This is a genomic window from Streptomyces sp. NBC_00057 (assembly GCF_045041165.1).
Taxonomy (GTDB): Bacteria; Actinomycetota; Actinomycetes; order Streptomycetales; family Streptomycetaceae; genus Streptomyces.
The window spans coordinates 7510151-7529542 of sequence record NZ_CP108256.1 but is presented as its reverse complement, the minus strand read 5'-3'; the positions used below and the strand labels follow the sequence as shown (position 1 = coordinate 7529542).

The window sequence follows — 19392 nt, the reverse complement described above, 5'->3', positions numbered from 1 at the left end:
TCGATCAGGCGACGAAGGTCCGCGGCGCCTCCACCCCCGCGCCCGCCCCCGAACCCACCAGCTGGGCCGCCGCCGCGAGCCGTACAGCCGCCTCGTCCGCGACCGGCCCGGCAACCGTGAACGGCAGCCGTACGTACCCCTCGAAGGCGCCGTCGACACCGAACCGGGGGCCGGAGGGAACGCGTACGCCGACCCGCTCCCCCGCCACAGCGAGCCGGGAGCCGGAGAGGCCGCCGGTACGCACCCAGAGGGTCAGACCACCGCGCGGAACCGAGAACTCCCAGTCCGGCAGCTCCCGGCGGACCGCGGCGACGAGCGAGTCCCGGTTCTCCCGCGCCTGTTCGCGCCGGACCTGCACGGCCTGCTCCCAGCCGCCGGTGCGCATCAGCCAGTTGACGGCGAGCTGCTCAAGGACGGGCGTCCCCATGTCGGCATAGGCGCGGGCGGCCACCAGGCTGCGGATCACATCCGGGGCGGCGCGCACCCAGCCGATCCGCATACCGGCCCAGAAGGCCTTGCTCGCCGATCCGACGGTGAGCACGGTGGAGCCTGCCGGATCGAAGGCGCAGACCCGGCGCGGCATCTGCACATCGGCGTCGAGACACAGCTCGTTCATGGTCTCGTCGACGACCAGGACCGTGCCGGCGGAACGGGCGGCTTCCACCAGGTCACGTCGCCGGTCCTCGTCGGCCAGCGCACCGGTGGGGTTGTGGAAGTCGGCGACGACATAGGCGAGCCGCGGCGCCGCGTCCCGCAGCACCTGCCGCCACCGGTTCATGTCCCAGCCGCCGAGCCCCTCCTCCATCGCCACCGGCACCAGCCGGGCGCCCGCCTCCCGCATCAGCTGCAGGATGTTGGCGTAGCTCGGGGACTCCACCGCGATCCGTTCGCCGCGGCCCGCGAAGAGGTGGCAGATCGCGTCGATCGCGCCCATCGCCCCGGTGGTGACCATGATCTGTTCGGGCATGGTCGGGATGCCGCGCTCGGTGTAGCGGTCAGCGATCATCTGTCTCAGTGCGGGCAGACCGGCAGGGTAGTCGCCGTGGGTGTGGGCGTACGGTGCCAGCTCCTCCAGGGCGCCCTGGACCGCCCGGGTCAGCCACGGTTCGGGGGCGGGCAGCGAGGCGCAGCCCAGGTCGATCATCGAACCGAGCGACTCGGGGGGAAGCGGTTCCAGCCCGCGTGCGGGCAGCGGATTGCCCGCGGGCACGGCGGTCCAGCTGCCGGCACCCCGGCGGGACTCCAAGAACCCCTCGGTCCGCAGGGCCTCGTACGCGGCGGCGACGGTGGTGCGGCTGACGGACAGGGCGAGCGCCAGTTCACGCTCGGCGGGGAGCCGGGCGGCCACCGGCACCCGGCCTTCGAGGACGAGCAGACGGACTCCGTCGGCCAGCGCGCGATAGGCGGGCGGCCTGCGGGCACCCGGTCCGGCAGGCCGGGGCTGTTGGGCCTGGAGCTGCCGGGCGAGCTGTGCCGCACCGACTGCCGAAGTCCACTGCGCCATGAAAATCAGTCCACCTTCCTCGGATTGGCCATAGTTGGCGGCCAATCCCCTGCCACAGAGTGACATGCGGCAGTCCACTACCACCACTCCAGGGGGCACTTCTTGTCCATCACCCCTGTCCCTCGCGGGGCGCACCTCACTCGAAGGCTGATTCAGCTGTACGTCGGCCTCGCGCTGTACGGGGCGAGCTCGGCGCTCCTGGTCCGCGCCGGTCTCGGCCTCGAACCCTGGGGAGTGCTGCACCAGGGACTCGCCGAGCGCACCGGACTTTCCATCGGGATCGTCTCGATCATCGTCGGCGCCGCCGTTCTGCTGCTGTGGATACCGATCAGGCAGCGTCCCGGCCTCGGCACCGTCTCCAATGTCTTCGCCATCGGCATCACCATGGACGGCACGCTGGCCCTCGTGCCCGATGTGCACGGCCTCGCCGCGCAAATCGCCGTGATGGTCGCCGGTGTCGTGGTCAACGGTGTCGCGACGGGGCTGTACATCGCGGCACAGTTCGGCCCGGGACCGCGCGACGGGCTCATGACCGGTCTGCATCTGCGTACCGGCCGCTCCGTTCGGCTCGTCCGCACGCTGATCGAGGTGGCGGTCGTGGTGACCGGCTTCGTGCTCGGCGGCTCGCTCGGCGCGGGCACGGTGCTCTACGCCCTGGCCATCGGCCCGCTCGCCCAGTTCTTCCTGCGCTTCTTCGCAATCGGCGGGAAGCCGGCAGCAGCGGCCGCCGCCGGGTCCGATGACGAGGCGGCCGTCGCACCCGAGTCGAGCAGCGTCGACACCACCGTCACCGCCCGGACATCTGAGCAGGCCATACTGCCGCAGTGACCTCTGTACGCCACCCCTATCTGGACCACCCCGCAACAATCCCCTTCGCCCATCGAGGCGGTGCCGCGGACGGGATCGAGAACACCACGGCCGCGTTCCGCATGGCCGCCGACGCCGGGTACCGCTACTTCGAGACCGATGTGCACACCACGGCGGACGGCCGTCTGGTGGCCTTCCACGACGCCACTCTGGACCGGGTGACGGACGCCCGGGGCCGGATAGCCGAGCTGCCGTGGAGCGAGGTGCGGCAGGCCAGAGTGGCGGGCCGGGAGCCGCTGCCGCTGTTCGAGGAGCTGTTGGAGACGTTCCCCGAAGCCCGCTGGAACGTCGACATCAAGGCCGAGTCCGCCCTGGTCCCGCTGATCGATCTGATCCGCCGGGCGGATGCCTGGGACCGGGTATGCGTCGGCTCGTTCTCGGAGACCCGGGTCGCCAGGGCCCACCGTCTTGCCGGGCCCCGGCTCGCCACCTCCTACGGCGTCCGCGGCGTGCTGGGCCTGCGGCTGCGCTCGTACGGAATTCCGGCGGCGCTGCGGGCCGGCGCGGTGTGCGCGCAGGTACCGGAGAGCCAGAACGGCGTCCGAGTGGTCGACCGGCGCTTCGTACGCGAGGCACACGCACGCGGACTCCAGGTGCACGTCTGGACGGTGAACAAACCCGATCGGATGGCAGCGCTCCTCGATCTCGGTGTGGATGGCATCATGACCGATCACATCGAGACGCTGCGTACGGTGCTGAGCGAGCGGGGGGCCTGGGCCTGACGCCGGTCGTGCGAGGTCTCCACGGGGAGAGACGAGGGGGTGCGGGTTGAGCGCCGAGACCGCGGACACCGCTGAGCCGACTGGACTCACGACGGGTTCCGCCGACGCCGCGAGCCGCAGACGTGAACAACGCGGCTGGTATTTCTACGACTTCGCCTGCTCCGTCTACTCGACGAGCGTCCTGACAGTATTCCTCGGCCCCTATCTGACGTCGGTCGCCAAGGCGGCCGCCGACGCCGACGGTTTCGTGCACCCGCTCGGCGTACCGGTGCGCGCAGGATCGCTGTTCGCCTACGCGGTCTCCGTGTCCGTCGTGGTCGCGGTGATCGTCATGCCGGTCGTGGGCGCCGCCGCGGACCGTACAGGGCGGAAGAAGCCGCTGCTGGCGGCCGCCGCCTATGTGGGGGCCGCCGCGACCACCGGAATGTTCTTCCTGGACGGCCACCGCTATCTGCTGGGCACGTTCCTGCTGATCGTGGCGAACGCCTCGATCTCGGTGTCGATGGTGCTCTACAACGCCTATCTGCCTCAGATCGCCGGACCGGACGAGCGGGACGCGGTCTCGTCGCGCGGCTGGGCGTTCGGATACACCTCGGGTGCGCTCGTCCTCGTCCTGAATCTGGTCCTGTACACGGGCCACGACTCCTTCGGCCTCTCCGAGTCCGACGCAGTGCGGATCTGTCTCGCATCGGCCGGCGTCTGGTGGGGCGCCTTCACCGTCGTACCACTGCGACGGCTGCGCGACCGGCGGGTGACGCCGGGCGGCGAGGGGGCGGTCGGCTCGGGGTGGCGGCAGCTGATGGCCACCCTGCGCGACATGCGCCGCCATCCTCTGACGCTCTCCTTTCTGCTGGCGTACCTCGTCTACAACGACGGCGTGCAGACGGTGATCTCCCAGGCCTCGGTGTACGGCTCCGAGGAGCTGGGCCTCGACCAGACGACGCTGATCACGGCCGTGCTGCTGGTGCAGGTGCTCGCGGTGGCCGGAGCGCTGGGGATGGGCCGGCTGGCGCGGGTGCACGGCGCGAAGCGCACGATCCTGGGCTCGCTCGTCGTCTGGACGCTGATTCTCGTCGCCGGCTATTTCCTGCCCGCCGACGCGCCGGTGTTCTTCTATGCGCTGGCCTCGGCGATCGGTCTGGTGCTCGGCGGCAGCCAGGCGCTGTCGCGCTCGCTGTTCTCCCATCTGGTGCCGCACGGCAAGGAGGCCGAGTACTTCTCCGCGTACGAGATGAGCGATCGCGGACTGAGCTGGCTGGGGCCACTGGTGTTCGGTCTCGCGTATCAGCTGACCGGGAGCTATCGGGATGCGATCATCTCGTTGGTGATCTTCTTCGTGGTCGGTTCCGTACTGCTCGCGAGGGTGCCGATCCGACAGGCCGTGGCGGCTGCGGGGAATCCCGTTCCGGAACGGATTTAGACGTTGAAGTGAAAGGCCGGTAGTGTACGCCTTTGGCCTGCCCGGAGGACCGTTACTGCGAGTGGAAGAAGCCAAGCCGTTGGGTGACAACTTCTGCCAGACGTGACAAACCGGGCATTGGCGGGTACTTGAACCCTGGGAAACCTGATAAAGCAGCGGCACGACGGGCGACGCATGACCGGCAACGGGAATCTTTGCCGCCGACCGGACGTTGACCGGATGACGACGACAGCGACACCTGTCCTGTGGGCGACAAGCCCGGGAGGCACGATTCATGAGTGAGCGAGCTCTCCGCGGCACGCGACTCGTGGTTACCAGCTACGAGACGGACCGCGGCATCGATCTGGCCCCGCGCCAGGCGGTGGAGTACGCATGCGAGAACGGACATCGATTTGAGATGCCGTTCTCGGTAGAGGCGGAAATTCCGCCGGAGTGGGAGTGCAAGGCGTGCGGCGCCATGGCACTCCTGGTGGACGGGGATGGCCCCGAGGAGAAGAAGGGCAAGCCTGCGCGTACGCACTGGGACATGCTCATGGAGCGGCGCACACGCGAGGAGCTGGAGGAGGTGCTGGCCGAGAGGCTGGCGGTTCTGCGCTCCGGAGCCATGAACATCGCCGTGCATCCGCGGGACAGCAGGAAGTCTGCCTGACCGCGTAACACCGCAATACGACGGAGCCGCGGGCTGTGACACACCGAGCGTGTGTCACAGCCCGCGGCTCTGTCGCGTCACGGTCCGTTATCAGGGGGTCAGCGGCGGCCGGGGGCCCTCGTCGGGCCGGGAGCCCGGCTGCGTGCCGTCCTGGCGGATGACCTCACCCTGCACGATCTTTCCGTCCGGCCGGTGAATCCGGGCCTGCTGGAAGGCGTCGGAGAGGCTGCCGGGGTTCGCGGCGCGCATGCGGCGCTCCAGCGACCGCTCCGCGTACCGGCCCATCATCGAACGGACCGGCGGCACGAGCAGCAGAAGCCCCGCCGCGTCCGAGATGATCCCGGGGATCATCAGCAGCAGCCCGGCCAGCATCAGGAAGCCGTTGCCCTTGCTGCCCGATGGGGTGGCCTGGGGAGCTGCTGCGGCACCGGGCTGCCCCGGCATCTGCTGGAGCGTCTCGGTGAGGTTACGGAAGGCCCGGCGGCCGGCCCGCTTCATCACCACGGCCCCGAGCACGATCCCCGCTGCCAGGAGCAGCAGCACGGTGAACCCGCCCGCCGTGTCGGCCACGACGGTGAGCAGCCAGATCTCCAGCACCGCCCAGGCGGCGATGGTGAGGGGGACGAAGGTACGGGCGCGTGAGCGCGTGGGGGCGGTCGGGGGCGGTGTGCCGGTCGTCATGGTCCCCAGTGTGCCTGTACAGGCGTCCGATCGGCGTATGGGGGTGATCATGAGCGGCTGACGGGCGCCCGCCGCCCTCGGTGGATCAGGTCGCCTTGCGGCCGAGGACCCGGTTCGTACGAGAGGCGACACCCCAGGAGGTGACCCGCCAGAGCGCCTCGACCAGGATGTCGCGGCTCATCTTCGAGTCGCCGATCTCGCGGTCCACGAACGTGATCGGAACCTCGACGACGTGATACCCGGCGTCGATGGCGCGGCGGGCCAGGTCGACCTGGAAGCAGTAGCCCTGCGAGGCGACCTGGTCGAGGCCGATGCCCTCCAGGGTCTCGGCGCGGAATGCCCGGTAGCCGCCCGTGACGTCCCTGGTCCGCAGCCCGAGGAGGAGCCGGGAGTACGTACTGCCGCCGCGGGAGATCATTTCCCGGGACTTGGGCCAGTTGACCACCCGCCCGCCCGGCACCCAGCGGGAACCGAGCACCAGGTCGGCACCCTTGAGCGCAGTGAGCAGACGGGGCAGCTCCTCGGGCTGATGGGAGCCGTCGGCGTCCATCTCCACGAGCACGCCGTAACCGTGCTCGATGCCCCAGCGGAAGCCCGCGAGGTAGGCCGCTCCCAGCCCTTCCTTGCCCTTGCGGTGCAGCACCTGGACCTGGTCATCGGCCGAGGCGAGCTCGTCGGCGATCTTGCCGGTGCCGTCGGGGCTGTTGTCGTCGGCGACAAGGATGTCGGCTTCCGGCACAGCGGCGCGCATCCGGCTCACGATCGGCTTGATGTTCTCGGCCTCGTTGTAGGTCGGAATGATCACCAAGGTTCTGCCGAGCGGGCCGTATCGCCTCTGACCGCCGTCGTTCACTTACTGCCCCTTAAGTCCGTACGCAGGTGCACACCATATCCAGCGGGCGGGGGCCCGATACCGACGCGGTCGGGCGGGATCGGACACCGCCACGGACAGAAGGAGGGAAGTACGGACAGACCCCCTGACGGGAACCGACGGGAACTACGGATGGGGGCCCAGCGCCCTTCGGGCCGACCTGGGACCCGCTGGCTGCGGGTCGACCTAGAGCCGTTGTCTACTGAACGTCCGGGCCCCACCCGGGTCGCACCTACCGTCCGGCTGAAACCTTCCCTCGCCCCCGAGGCGCGGGCGCTGAACCTGGCTGTCAGTGGTGGTGCGCCGGTGCGGCACACCCCCCCATGACCCAGCGGCGTTCGACGACTGCGTGGAGGTTTAACCGGTCGGACGTCCTGTGGTGGACTCGGCCGAACCTACCGGCCGGTGGGCGCGTTCTGTCAATAGCCGCCTGACCTGCAATGTTTACGGAACTTGCCTGGTCAGTAGTGAAGATCCGCAGGTCGCGACGGAGCGGGGACGTCTTCGATCGGCGGTACGAAATGTCCGGACGTCACTCGTTCGGCCGCACGTAGACATTTTGTCCGAAGACTGCGGTGCTCAGGCAGACCGGGAGCTCGGCGCCCGGGGTGAGGTCCGGCAGGCCGGGCGTTCCCGACCTCGGGTCGGTCGACCAGCGGGCGACCCGGTCGTCCGGGGCCTGGACCACCAGGTCAGCGGTGCGCCAGATCGCATAGTCGGCCGGGGCGCCGGGTACGAGGATCCCCGAGTCGTCGCGGCCGACGGCCCGCCAGCCGCCCCTGGTGTGGGCGGTGAAGCCGGCCCGCACGGAGATCCGGTGCTCGGGCGTGCGATGGAAGGCGGCGGCCCGTACGGTGCCCCACGGGTCCAGCGGGGTCACGGGGCTGTCCGAGCCGAAGGCCAGGGGCACACCGGCCCTCAGGAGCGCCGCATACGGGTTGAGGGTCCTGGCCCGCTCGGCACCGAGCCGCTGCGCGTACATGCCCTCCTCGCCGCCCCAGGCCGCGTCGAAGGCAGGCTGCACGGAAGCGGTCAGACCCAGCTCCGCGAAGGCGGCGACGGTCTCGGGGGTGAGCATCTCGGCATGCTCGATACGGTGCCGGGCGGCCCGGATCCGGGCCAGACCGAGCGTCTCGGAGGCGGCCCGGACGCCCTCCACCACGGCGGAGACCGCCGCGTCGCCGATGGCGTGGAAGCCGGCCTGCAGCCCGGCCTCGGTGCAGGCGGTGACATGGGCGGCGATCCGCGCCGCGTCCAGGTGGGCGGTGCCCGTGTGTCCGGCCGGACCGTCGGCGTACGGCTCATGCAGGCAGGCGGTGTGCGAGCCGAGCGAGCCGTCGACGAAGAGGTCCCCGGCGGCGCCGATCGCACCGAGTTCCCGGATGCGCCGGGCGTCCTTCTCGTCGCCGACCTGCTCGGCCCAGTAGCCGAAGACCCGTGGCCCGCTCTCCTCCGCGGCGAGCTTGAGCAGCGCGACGAAGTCCTCCTCGTCGGAGATGTCCGGGCCGCCGCACTCGTGGACGGTGCCGATGCCGAGCGACGCGGCGTGGCTCAGAGCGGCGCGCTGGGCGTCGGCGCGCTGCTGCGGCGAGACGGCGCCGTGGGCCGCGGAGCGCACGGCGTGGTGGGCGGCGCCGGTCAGCGGGGCGTCGGGGTGGTACCCGGTCAGTTCGGTGACGCCCGGGACCAGATCGAGCAGGGCGGTGGTGACGACTGCGGAGTGCACGTCGATACGGGGCAGGTACACCGGCCGTCCGCCGGCGGCTGCGTCGAGCTCGCCGCGCGACGGCGGGCGTTGCTCCTGCCAGCGTGTGGCGTCCCAGCCGTGGCCGAGGACGACCCGGTCCGCGGGGTGCGCCGCCACGTAAGCGCGCAGGAGACCGAGCGCCTCGTCGAGGGTCCGGGCACCGGAGAGGTCGAGGCCGGTGAGGGCCAGGCCGGTCGATGTGGTGTGGACGTGGGCGTCGGTGAACGCAGGGGTGACCAGCGCACCTTCGAGGTCGATCACTTCGTCGACGCCGCTCGCGAAGGCGTCGGCGGCCCCTTCCGAGCCCACCCAGGCGACATGGCCGCGTTCGACCACCATGGCGGTGGCGAAGGGGTCGGCGGGGCTGTGGACGTCTCCACCGCGCAGCAGCACGGTGCGGTGTTCGCTCTGGGGGGCGGTGCTCTCGGTCATGGGACCAGTCTCGCGCCTGCCCGGACCCGCGCGTTCCGCGGCCCCCTCAGATCTGCGGGGGCCGGGCCTCGTACGGCGTGGAGAGTACGACGGTGGTCCGGGTGGAGACACCGGCCAGCGAGCGGATCCGGGTGAGCAGGTGTTCCAGCTCCAGCGGGGTCGCGACACGCACCTTGAGGATGTAGTTCTCGTCACCCGCGACGCTGTGACACGCCTCCAGCTCCGAGACGCCCGCGAGCCGCTCCGCGATGTCGTCCGGCGCGCTCGGGTCGAAGGGTTTCACCGAGATGAACGCGGTGAGCGGCAGGCCGACGGCCTCGGGGTCGACGACCGCGGCATAGCCCCGGATCACCCCGCGCTGCTCCAGCCTGCGGACACGCTGATGAACTGCCGAGGTGGACAGGCCCGTGGCCTTGCCCAGGTCGGTATAGCTCATCCGCCCGTCCTTGACGAGCAACTCCACGATCTGTCGGTCCAGCTCCTCCATACGGATCAACCTATTGCCCCAGGCCCCTCCAGGCACAGCGGTGAGGGCTCCCGAAGGGCCCCCGCGGCGGTCATGTGACGAATGCCACAGGTTTACGGGTGGGTAGTCGACCCCCTCGTGGTTACGGCCGATGCGCGACGGGAAGTGCTTGCTGTGGTCGAGGCCGTGGCGCCTTGTCGGCCCACCCGAGGGGGGAATTTCCCATGCAGAGCCTGAAGCTCACCGGACGTACCGAACCGGAGCCTGTTGATCCGGTCGAGGACACCGCTCCCGACGCGTACGACATGTTCGAGATGTACCGGGTGATCTGCCCGGACTGCGCGCAGCCGATCGCGCTGCTGGCGGACGAGGACGTACTGCCGGAGCACGCGCTGTGCCCGACTCCGTGGAATCCGTTCGTCCTGACGGTCTGTGCCGGTACCGGGCGCGCGGTGTCCCAGACGCGGCCCGCCGACGAGTCGCTCGGCCTCCAGGAGCAGGAGACGGCCCTGCTGTTGACGCTCCCTCAGGGACTCGACTGGCGAATGCAGCCGTTCTCGCATGCCGGCGGCCCCGGCTCGCGCCCGCTGCGGGTGCCGCAGATGCGGCGCGACGCCGCCTGAGGACCCTTCCCGCACCTGCGCGGGACCGCCCGGACGCATCCGGCGCATCTGCGCTGCACCACGCCGGCCCGGCCGGCGTGGTGCCCGCGGTCGATGAAACTCCGCCCCCGGGGACCCGGCGAACGGGCTCGCGAATCGGCCAAGCAGTGACCCGGGCCCGCCCCGCACCGTTGGCCAGGCATGACCCTGCTGCACTCAACGGCCGGTCCCGGTCACCGCCGTCTCAGCGCTCCGACCGCCGAAGAATCGGTTCCGCAGCCCGGTTCACAGCCGGTGCCGCAGCCCGCGCCTCCCCGGTCCACGCCGCGACCGGCGCCGCACTCCACCGATCCGCCCATCTACCGGTCCCTGCTGCGTCGTTGGGAGGGCACGGGACGGACCCTGCCGGGCCGCCATGACCAGGAGTGGAACCGGATCATGACGACGCCCGTGTGGTCGGAGCGACCGCTGCGGGTCAGCGCGTCTCAGGACCCGCGAGGTGGCGCGCGATGACCATCCGCTGGATCTGATTGGTACCTTCGACGATCTGCAGCACCTTGGCCTCGCGCATCAGCCGCTCGACGGGGAAGTCGAGGGTGTAGCCGTATCCGCCGAGCACCTGGACCGCGTCGATGGTCACCCGCATGGCCGCGTCCGTGCAGAACAGCTTGGCCATGGCCGCCTGGCGCGAGAAGCGCCTGCCCTCGTCGCGCAGCCGGGCCGCCTCCAGGTAGAGCGCCCGGCCCGCCTCGATCTGGGTGGCCATGTCGGCGAGCATGAAGCGCAGGCCCTGGAAGTCCGCGATGGGCCGGCCGAACTGCTGCCGCCCGGTGGCATAGGCGACGGCCTCACTCAGAGCGGCCTGGGCGACGCCGATCGCACAGGCGGCGATGCCCAGGCGTCCGGAGTCGAGTGCGGACAGGGCGATCGCGAAGCCCTGGCCCTCCTCGCCGATCCGCCGGGCGTCGGCGACCCGTACGCCGTCGAAGTTCAGCTGGGCGGTGGGCGAGCCCTTCATACCCATCTTCTTCTCGGGGGCGGCCGCGTTCAGCCCCTCGGCGTCGCCGGGGACCAGGAAGGCCGTGATGCCGCGGGCGCCCTCGGCTCCGGTGCGGGCCAGGACCGTGTAGAAGTCGGCGATGCCGCCGTGGGTGATCCATGCCTTGGTGCCGGTGATGACCCAGTCGTCGCCGTCCCGCACGGCCTTCGTACGGAGCGAGGCGGCATCCGAGCCCGAGGCGGGCTCGGAGAGGCAGTAGGCGCCCAGCAGGCCACCTCCCAGCATCGACGGGAGGTGTTCGGCCTGCTGCTCCTTGGTGCCGTATCCGGCGAGCGCGTGGCAGGCGAGGGAGTGGACGCTGACACCGAGACCGACGGTGAGCCGGGCGGCCGCGAGCTCTTCGAGGACCTGGAGGTAGACCTCGTACGGCTGGTCACCACCGCCGTGGGCGGAGTCGTAGGGCAGTCCGAGCAATCCGGACTCGGAGAGCAGAGTGAAGACTTCGCGCGGGAACCGGCCGGCGTCCTCCTCCTCGGCCGCCCGTGGCGCGATCTCTCGCTGAGCGATGTCGCGTACGAGCGCGACGAGCTGCCTGGACTCCTCGGTGGGCAGACGGCGTTCCACCAATTGCGGGGCACGGTCGGTCATGACGGCGCTCTCCTCCCTGTCGGGCGTTGCGACGGTCGCGCGCGCGGGGTGTGGGCGGCGCCGCCGGGGGGCTTCCGGGCACGGCCCGGAGAAGCACTGCTACCCAACCGATGCCGGTCTCCCGGATTTCGGGAGTCGCTGGCCAGCGGCTGTGGCGGCTTGAGTATGCCCGATCGGACGATATCCGTCACGGGGTGACGGAGCGACTCGGCGGCGAGCGGGTCCATCGCGCTGGAGGAGCAGCGCACCACCCAGGTGCTGCGGACCGTGGTCCACGACACCAGTGTCGGCATCCATCTCTCCTTGTCGGCCCGGACGGTGCTGGAGGACATCCGGGTGACCGGCACGACCGGGCCGGGCATCGTCCTGTCGGGCGGTACCGATCCGCTGCTGCGCCGGTGCCGTACCGCCCGGACGAAGGGTCCTGGGCTGCTCGTCTCGGACCGGGCCCGGGGTACCTTCGAGGACTGCCGGCTGGACTCGGCCGAGGACGCCGCGCTGCATGTACGGGGCTCGGCGTCCCCGGTGCTGATCGGTCTGACCGTCCGGGACTGCGCGCGGACGGGTGTGCTGCTGGAGGAGGAGTCGGTCGCCGAAGCTGGACCGCCTCGAAGTGCTCGACGCGGGCAGCACGGGCGTCCGGACAACGCAGCGGCGCCAACCCGCTGGTGCGCAGGGCCAGGATCGGCGGCGCCAAGGTCCCGCACACAAGGGTGCTCGCCACTGGGCACCTGCGCGTCGAGGATCAGCGTGCGGCGGTCGCCGGTGAGGCGGGCTCCGGTGACCGTGGAGGACTCCATCGAGGTCCACGGGATCGGCGCGGTCGCCGTTGGCGACGGTGACGTCTCTCCCCCTTGACCGGCCACCTGTGTCCCGCACGCGCCGAGGAACAGTACGGCGACAGCGGAGAGCAGAGCGGCCACGGCCGCTCCGTGCGTTCCACCTGATCGCAGGAGCGCTCAATCTCCCTGCACTGCACCGACGTTGCCCCAGGCCGATATAGAGCTGCGATCGGGAAGGTTCACCGGAGGCGGTGGGTTTCGGTCGTCGTACACCCGGTGCCGCCGTGGAGCTGACCGGCCACGAGGTTGACTCTCACCGCGTGGCTCCGGCTTGCACCCCACGCGGTGAGGGCCTCGGCCACAGTCCCATCACCTCTGCTCGATGTGCAGATGAATCGGACCTCGCAGGACCGGGCTGGGCCGGTACGGCGGCGGGTCGGCTACCAGCCTGGGCCGGTCGAGTCGGCGGACCAGTTCGCTGAGTGCGATCTGGGTTTCCAGCCGGGCCAGCGGGCCGCCGAAGCACAGGTGGATGCCGCTGCCGAACCCGAGGTGCTGGTTGTCCTGTCGATCGGGGTCGAAGCGGTCGGGATCGTCGAAGCGGTCCGGATCGCGACTGCCGGAGGCGAGCATGAGCATGATCTGGGAGCCCTTGGGGATGACGGTGTCAGCGATGGTGATGTCGCTGTACGCCGCCCGCCAGGGGATGATGTGGACGGGAGGCTCGTAGCGAAGCAGCTCCTCGACCAGTCGCACGATCAGGTCCGGTTCGTCGCACAGCCGTTGGAGCACGTGCGGGTGGCGCAGCAGCGTCAGCATGCCATTGGTGATGAGGTTGACGGTGGTCTCATGGCCGGCGATGAGCAGCAGGTTGGCGGTGCTGATTATTTCCTTGTCGGTCATCCGCCCATCGGGCCCGTCATCGTTGGCCAACCGTGACAGCAGGTCGTCGCCGGGCCGGTCGTGGCGTGGCTCCAGCAGCCCACCGAGATACTGACGGATGTCCTTGGTGGCCTGCACGCCATCGTTCAGTTTCTCCGGCGGGTCGGTCTTCGGGTCGTAGTCGAGCGAGTCGATGATGGCGTTGACCCACTGGTGGAACCGTGGTTCGTCCTCGCGTGGCACGCCGAGCAGGTGGCAGATCACGGTGACGGGGAACGGGTAGGCGAAGTCGTCGACGATGTCGATCAGTTGCCTGTCCGCGAAGTCGTCGATCAGGCTGCTGACGATCGCGGTCAGGTCGGGTTGCATGCCGGTCACCAGCCCCGGGGTGCGCGGGGGGCCGAAGTGGCGCATCGCCAGGCGCCGTAGGCGGTCGTGCTCGGGCGGGTCGATGTTGATGAACGAGGGCGTGTCCCGCCCTTCGGCCGAGGGCATTGGTCGCGACAGGTTGCGGACGTCCGAGCTCAGGTGCGGGTTGTGGAGTATGTCGGTGATCTCGCGGTAGGTGCTGATGACGTAGCTGCCGTCCTCCTGCGGGGCCACCGGGGTCTTGCGCAGCTCGGCGTACAGCGGGTACGGGTCGGCGCGGGCGGAGTAGTCGAGGATTCGGTGCAGGGTGCTGGTCTCGGTCATGTTGCTTTCCCTCCTACCGGTGGGTCCGCACGGCCGTGACGTGCCGCTCGCTCGGTTCATGGCCGGTGACCACTACGGTGGCGCCCTGGCTGAGCAGGGTGGGGCCGGGGAAGTCGACGGGCACCGGCTTCGCGTCGACAGGTTGATCGGGTGTGGGGCAGGGTGGCGGGAAGGGCGCGGCCGTCTCGATCAGCTTTCGGTAGTGGTCCAGCCACTTCGCGTTGTTGAAGCTGACCGCCGCGGTGACGCGGCCTTGGTAGCCGTACGCGGCGACGAAGCGGTGGTCGGGCACTGAGCCCTGGGTGACAACGACCTCGTCGGCGAAGGTCGGCACACCGACGGACTTGATGTTGACACCGAACTGGATGGACCAGAACGCCGGGATGGCCAGGTGCGGCCAACGGTCCGACTGAGCGTTGACCATGTTGTGTGCCGCGATGTCGGCCTGTTCCACGGCGTTGGCCCAGTGTTCCAGTGAGATGAAGCGGTACTCGTAGACCGGGTGCGGGCAGCGTGCCACGTCTCCGGCGACGAAGACGTCATCGGTGACCAGGCCGTTGAGGTCGAAGGCGCGACAGCCCGAGTCGCAGGCGATTCCCCATACGCCTACCGCCAGTCCTGAGTCCTGCAGCCAATCGGTGTTGCGAATGCCGCCCAGCGCCACCACCGCCACGTCGGCGTCGACGGTGCTGCCGTCGGAGAAGTGAGCGCGGCACAACCGCCCCTGCGCATCACCTTCCAACTGGGTGACCTTGACACCGCAGCGCAGGTCGACGCCGTGAGCACGCTGCATGCCGGCGGCAACGTCACCGATCATGGCGCCGAGCGCCCCGACGAGCGGGGCGGGTCCGAGCTCAGCGACGGTGACCGGAATATCGCGCTCGCGGCAGATGGAGGCGATCTCGGAGCCCGTGAAGCCCGCGCCGATGATCAGTACGCGGGAGGGGCCGGCGGCGAGTGCTTGCTGCAGGCCGTCGGCGTCCCCGCGCGTGCGGACGACGAAGACGCCGTCCAGGGAGGCTTCTGCCCCGACGGGCCAGGGCCGGGCGCGTACTCCAGTGGAGATCAGCACTCGGTCGAAGGCAACCTCGTTGCCGTCGGCGAGGTGCACATGATTGGTCGCCAGGTCAAGGCCGCTGGCGGGCACGCCCAAAAGCCACTGCGCGTCGATGTCGCGACGCCGCGGCAGCGTGGTGCCATCGGTCGGCACCCACCCGGTCAGCACCTGTTTGGACAGGGGGGGCCGGTCGTAGGGCTCACCCAACTCGTCGCCGATCATGGTCAATGACCCGGTGAATCCCTCACCGCGCAGAGCCTCCGCGGCCCGCAGTCCTGCCAGTGAGGCTCCGACGATCGCGATACGGCCTTCGCGCTTGAACCCCTGGAGGGTGTGAGCGCTGCTCATGACAGCGACGCCTCCACCGGCGCGTCCCGCTCTTTCAGCTGCTCGACGAGAATGGCCTGGAGCGGGCAGGCTGCCGCAGCGCGTTCCACCTGTTCGCGCTGGGCGTCGTCGGGGTTCGGGTGATACATCAGCGCTTCCTCGCCGTGCATCCGGAACACGTCTGGGGCAAGGAATGCGCACTGCGCGTAACCCTGGCATCGGGAAAGATCTACGACAACCCTCATGCCGACCCTCCGTTTCAGGGGCTGCAGAGCTGCGGTCCCTGAGGTAACGCCGCGTCGGCCCGCAGAACGCGAGGGTGGGTCTCCGAAGGAGAAATTCGGCTGTTGCCCGCCCCTTCGAATGCGAAGGTGACAGCGGTGCTCATCAAAGGTCTCCGCAGGTAGGACTCGTCGTCTCGAACCTGGTGACCGGTGTCTGCGACACCGCCTGGAGAACCTGACTGTCCTCAACAGCGTATCCCTCGCGTATATCACTCGCATGCCGGAAAGGGGGCCGGCATCAGGCGATGGCCGCGTAGATGGCCATCGCCTGTGCGGGAGGAACGCCCTGAAAGCAATCGTCGCGGGCCCTCAGCCGCAGGCTGCCTCTGATACCCGATGTGACTGGGGAACGTCCGGTTGCCGTGCGTCAGACATGACTGACCGGCCTTGACCGCAGGAACAGCCGGTAACGGCCGAAGCAGCCCGTAACCCGACCGTGTGACGTGCCCGTCCGAAACACGGCTGCGTGGCGCGGCGATCCGTCCGCCCGCGGCACAGAGTGCTTTCGTCTGGTGCGCAGGTCTGCGTCGGCTCCTGTGCGCCCGTCCCGGTGGGCAGGCCGAGCAGCCCCCCTGCCTCATGTGCGTCGTCTGTTCCCGTAGGCGTTTATCGCGCGGGTGGGGGCACCCTTCAAAATCGCCTGAGGAGAGATCGTGGCAGGTAGCGTCGACGAGAGCCGCAGGATCGTGTCCGCGCAACTTCTCAGAGGTCAGAAGGCGCTGGTGACCGGTGCCAACTCGGGTATCGGCCTGGCGACCGCCATCGCCCTGGGCCGGGCCGGAGCGGACGTTGTGGTGAACTACGTCGCCGGCGCGGACGAGGCCGAAAAGGTCGTGACGCAGATCAAAGACTTCGGGGTCCGTGCCTACGCCCACGAGGCCGACGTGTCCGACGAGACCCAGGTGGTCGCCATGGTCGCCCGGATGGTCGAGGAATTCGGCACCATCGACATCATGGTGGCCAACGCGGGGCTCCAGCGGGACGCGGCCGTGACGGAGATGACGCTCGCCCAGTGGCAGAAGGTCATCGACGTCAACCTGACCGGCCAGTTCCTGTGCGCCCGGGAAGCCGCCAGAGAGTTCGTCCGGCGCGGCGTGGTGGAAGAGGTGTCCCGCGCGGCCGGGAAAATCATCTGCATGAGCTCGGTCCACCAGATCATCCCGTGGTCGGGACATGTGAACTACGCCTCTTCCAAAGGCGGTGTGGCCATGTTGATGCAGACCCTCGCCCAGGAGCTCGCCCCCCAGCGGATCAGGGTCAACGCGGTTGCGCCCGGCGCGATCCGCACGCCGATCAACCGCGACGCCTGGTCGAGCCCCGAGGCCGAGGCCGATCTCCTGCGGCTGATCCCGTACCGCCGCGTGGGCGACCCTGGGGACATCGCCAACGCCGTCGTCGTCCTCGCGTCCGACCTGCTCGACTACGTCGTCGGCGCCACGCTCTACGTCGACGGGGGAATGACGCTCTTCCCCGGCTTCGCCACCGGCGGCTGACTGCCGATGCAAGACCGTGTCACTGCCCGCCGGGTGATTCTCCTCGGCGAGGGCACCGGGCCGATCGCCGTCGCTCCCCGCGGCAGTCACCGGTCACGGTGACCCCGTTCGGCCGCAGAGACGCTGTACGGCGCCGCCGTCATCGACATCGTGTGTCGGACCTGTTCTCGGCTGCGGCCGGCAGCACGCGACGTGGCGTGACATCGTCAAAGGCGCTTCGGTAGGCAAAAGCGTGGACGGCACCGACCATGCGGCGGACGCGTTCGCAGAGTTCGGCGAACGCGTCGCCGCTCAGCCGCGGCATGCGGTCAGCGCCCCTGCTCATGGTCGAGCGCCTCATCGAGGGTGACGGCGGCCATGATCAGCGACAGGTGGGTGAACGCCTGTGGGAAGTTTCCCAGTTGCTCCCCACTCGGACCGACTTCCTCGGAGAAGAGTCCGACGTGGTTGGCGTAGGTCTGCATCTTCTCGAAGGTGTAGCGGGCCTGGGGCAGCCGGCCCGCCCGGGCGAGCGCGTCCACGTAGAGGAAAGTGCACAGACTGAAGGTGCCTTCCGAGCCGCGCAGCCCATCCGGCGATGCTGCCGGGTCGTAGCGGTAGACAAGGCTGTCGGAAACGAGCCTGCGGTCCATCGCATCGAGTGTCGCCAGCCAGGAGGGGTCTCTGGGGGCGATGAACCCGACCCTCGGCATGAGCAGCAGCGAGGCGTCCAGGACGTCGCCGTCGTAGTGCTGGATGAATGCGCGCTCCGTCTCGCTCCAGCCGCGTTGCATGACCTGCTCGAAGACGGCGTCTCTTGCCCTGCGCCATCCTTCCAGGTCAGCGGGCCTGCGGAAGGACTCTGCCAGGCGAAGCCCGTGGTCGAAGGCGACCCAGGACATCACCCGGCTGTAGGTGAAGTCCTTTCTGCCGCCGCGGGTCTCCCAGATGCCCTCGTCCGCTCTGTTCCAGTTCTCGGTGAACCAGTCCAGTGTTCTGGCCAGTGCCGTCCACCCGTGGTAACTGGCCTGCTGCGCGATCTCGCCCCCTTGCGCCAGTGCGTACACCGCCTCGCCGTAGATGTCGAGTTGAAGCTGGTCGGCAGCGCCGTTTCCGATGCGGACGGGGAAGGAACCGCGGTAGCCCTCGAATTGATCGAGTGTCTCTTCCGGCAGTTCGGGGTTGCCGTCGATCCGGTACATGGTCTGCAACGGCTCTCCGTCCTTGCCCTCACGTTCGCGCAACCTGTCCACCAGCCAGTGCACAAAGGCTGTGGCTTCCTCGACGAAGCCGAGGTCCAGCATGGCCCGCACGGACAGCGCGCCGTCACGCACCCAGGTGAACCGGTAGTCCCAATTGCGCTCTCCGCCGACCTGCTCGGGCAGACCCGTCGTGGCCGCCGCGATCAAGGCACCGGTTGGGGCGTAGGTAAGGAGCTTGAGGGTGATGACCGAGCGGTGCACAAGCTCGGGCCAACGGCCCCGGTAGCGGGACTGGCACAGCCACTGCTGCCAGAAGCGGACGACCTCCTGAAGCTGTTCTGTCAGCCCGTCGACGGTGGGGAAGGCAGGCACCTCGGCGCCGGACGCGCAGACGGTGAAGACCGCACCGTGGGACTCACCGGCCCTCAGCGTCACCTTGCCGCGCACGTCCTGGCCGTCCCGCTCCAGAGGGAAGGTGGTCTGCAGGTGCCCATCGATCCCCGGAGCCCGGAACAGGGCGCCTTGGCCGTCGAGTTCGAGCTGATGCTCGGCCCGGCCGTAGTCGAAGCGCGGACGGCACTCGAGCGTGAAGTCGACGGTGCCGCGCACGGCGCGTACACCGCGGATCAGGGTGTGGCGGTCCGTGGCGGTGCCGGTCTGGTCCGGAGGCATGAAGTCGACCACTTCGCCCACGCCGTCCGGCGACATGAACCGCGTCACCAGGACGGCCGTGTCGGGGTAGTAGAGCTGTTTGCAGGTAACGTCGGGGTCCTCGGGAGCCAGACTGAAGTACCCGCCGCGGTCGTGGTCGAGCAGGGCGGCGAAGATGCTGGGAGAGTCGAACCTTGGAGTGGCGAACCAGTCGACGACACCCTGCGACGAGACGAGCGCCGCGGTTTGCAGGTCACCCACCAGACCGTGCTCGGCGATGGGGGGATAGCGGTCCATGGCTGCTCCGGAGTCTCGAAAAACACCCCACCATCCACCATCCCTCACCCCAGTCGTCCCCACCAATTGCAGTCTCACGCCATCACCAGTGTCATGTGACGCGAAAGCTACCTCGTACTCCCGCGAGGGCATGACC

17 protein-coding genes are annotated in these 19392 nt (G+C 69.5%); 7 read left to right on the top strand and 10 right to left on the bottom strand.

Annotated features, from left to right (window positions below):
* Window positions 1-4: 4 nt before the first annotated feature.
* A complete protein-coding gene (locus OG953_RS35510) occupies window positions 5-1504 on the bottom strand; it encodes a PLP-dependent aminotransferase family protein (protein WP_405689320.1) in 1500 nt (499 codons plus the stop codon).
* Window positions 1505-1606: 102 nt separating this feature from the next.
* Between OG953_RS35510 and OG953_RS35505 the strand changes: the two genes are divergently transcribed.
* From OG953_RS35505 to OG953_RS35490, 4 genes are all read left to right on the top strand, one after another.
* A complete protein-coding gene (locus OG953_RS35505) occupies window positions 1607-2332 on the top strand; it encodes a YitT family protein (RefSeq protein WP_405689319.1) in 726 nt (241 codons plus the stop codon).
* Window positions 2329-3093, top strand: a complete 765-nt coding sequence (locus OG953_RS35500; RefSeq protein WP_405689318.1) for a glycerophosphodiester phosphodiesterase — start codon at window positions 2329-2331, stop codon at window positions 3091-3093. Before OG953_RS35505 ends, OG953_RS35500 begins: the two co-directional genes overlap by 4 nt.
* A 46-nt stretch (window positions 3094-3139) precedes the next feature.
* Window positions 3140-4513, top strand: a complete 1374-nt coding sequence (locus tag OG953_RS35495) for an MFS transporter (protein ID WP_405689317.1) — start codon at window positions 3140-3142, stop codon at window positions 4511-4513.
* A 274-nt stretch (window positions 4514-4787) separates the two neighbouring features.
* Entirely contained in the window at window positions 4788-5162 is a 375-nt protein-coding gene (locus tag OG953_RS35490) for an RNA polymerase-binding protein RbpA (protein ID WP_114243432.1), read from the top strand.
* 90 nt (window positions 5163-5252) lie between these two features.
* On the opposite strand, the gene fxsA is transcribed toward OG953_RS35490, so the two are convergent.
* The 4 genes from fxsA to OG953_RS35470 form a co-directional block, all read right to left on the bottom strand.
* The gene (gene fxsA, locus OG953_RS35485) at window positions 5253-5843 is read right to left on the bottom strand and encodes an FxsA family membrane protein (protein WP_405689316.1); all 591 of its coding nucleotides are present in this window, start codon (window positions 5841-5843) and stop codon (window positions 5253-5255) included.
* A gap of 85 nt (window positions 5844-5928) precedes the next feature.
* The gene (locus OG953_RS35480; RefSeq protein ID WP_405689315.1) at window positions 5929-6696 is read right to left on the bottom strand and encodes a polyprenol monophosphomannose synthase; all 768 of its coding nucleotides are present in this window, start codon (window positions 6694-6696) and stop codon (window positions 5929-5931) included.
* A gap of 550 nt (window positions 6697-7246) precedes the next feature.
* Complete coding sequence (locus OG953_RS35475) at window positions 7247-8893, bottom strand: amidohydrolase (RefSeq protein ID WP_405689314.1); 1647 nt, start codon at window positions 8891-8893, stop codon at window positions 7247-7249.
* A gap of 46 nt (window positions 8894-8939) precedes the next feature.
* Window positions 8940-9380, bottom strand: coding sequence for an Lrp/AsnC family transcriptional regulator (locus OG953_RS35470; RefSeq protein WP_405689313.1), 441 nt, complete (start codon window positions 9378-9380; stop codon window positions 8940-8942).
* 203 nt (window positions 9381-9583) lie between these two features.
* Here OG953_RS35470 and OG953_RS35465 point away from each other — a divergent pair, with 203 nt between their 5' ends.
* On the top strand, window positions 9584-9982 hold the full coding sequence (locus OG953_RS35465; RefSeq protein ID WP_405689312.1) for a hypothetical protein: 399 nt from the start codon (window positions 9584-9586) through the stop codon (window positions 9980-9982).
* Window positions 9983-10436: 454 nt separating this feature from the next.
* On the opposite strand, the gene OG953_RS35460 is transcribed toward OG953_RS35465, so the two are convergent.
* Complete coding sequence (locus OG953_RS35460; RefSeq protein WP_405689311.1) at window positions 10437-11609, bottom strand: acyl-CoA dehydrogenase family protein; 1173 nt, start codon at window positions 11607-11609, stop codon at window positions 10437-10439.
* Window positions 11610-11876: 267 nt separating this feature from the next.
* Here OG953_RS35460 and OG953_RS35455 point away from each other — a divergent pair, with 267 nt between their 5' ends.
* Window positions 11877-12467 carry a right-handed parallel beta-helix repeat-containing protein gene (locus OG953_RS35455; RefSeq protein ID WP_405689310.1) on the top strand — a complete coding sequence of 197 codons (591 nt, stop codon included), beginning with the start codon at window positions 11877-11879 and terminating at the stop codon, window positions 12465-12467.
* A 293-nt stretch (window positions 12468-12760) separates the two neighbouring features.
* Here OG953_RS35455 and OG953_RS35450 read toward each other — a convergent pair whose 3' ends face one another.
* Genes OG953_RS35450 through OG953_RS35440 form a run of 3 tightly spaced genes read right to left on the bottom strand, consistent with a single transcriptional unit; the run spans window position 12761 to window position 15595 of the window.
* Window positions 12761-13966, bottom strand: coding sequence for a cytochrome P450 (locus tag OG953_RS35450; RefSeq protein ID WP_405689308.1), 1206 nt, complete (start codon window positions 13964-13966; stop codon window positions 12761-12763).
* 13 nt (window positions 13967-13979) lie between these two features.
* Window positions 13980-15371, bottom strand: a complete 1392-nt coding sequence (locus tag OG953_RS35445; protein WP_405689307.1) for an NAD(P)/FAD-dependent oxidoreductase — start codon at window positions 15369-15371, stop codon at window positions 13980-13982.
* Complete coding sequence (locus OG953_RS35440; protein WP_405689306.1) at window positions 15368-15595, bottom strand: ferredoxin; 228 nt, start codon at window positions 15593-15595, stop codon at window positions 15368-15370. The genes OG953_RS35445 and OG953_RS35440 overlap by 4 nt, the downstream gene beginning before the upstream one ends.
* A gap of 692 nt (window positions 15596-16287) precedes the next feature.
* Between OG953_RS35440 and OG953_RS35435 the strand changes: the two genes are divergently transcribed.
* On the top strand, window positions 16288-17127 hold the full coding sequence (locus OG953_RS35435) for an SDR family oxidoreductase (RefSeq protein ID WP_405689305.1): 840 nt from the start codon (window positions 16288-16290) through the stop codon (window positions 17125-17127).
* 308 nt (window positions 17128-17435) lie between these two features.
* Here the strand turns inward: OG953_RS35435 and OG953_RS35430 are convergent, their stop codons facing one another.
* Window positions 17436-19256: a glycoside hydrolase family 15 protein gene (locus OG953_RS35430; RefSeq protein WP_405689304.1), complete on the bottom strand. Its 1821-nt coding sequence runs from the start codon at window positions 19254-19256 to the stop codon at window positions 17436-17438.
* Between the last annotated feature and the right edge of the window lie 136 nt (window positions 19257-19392).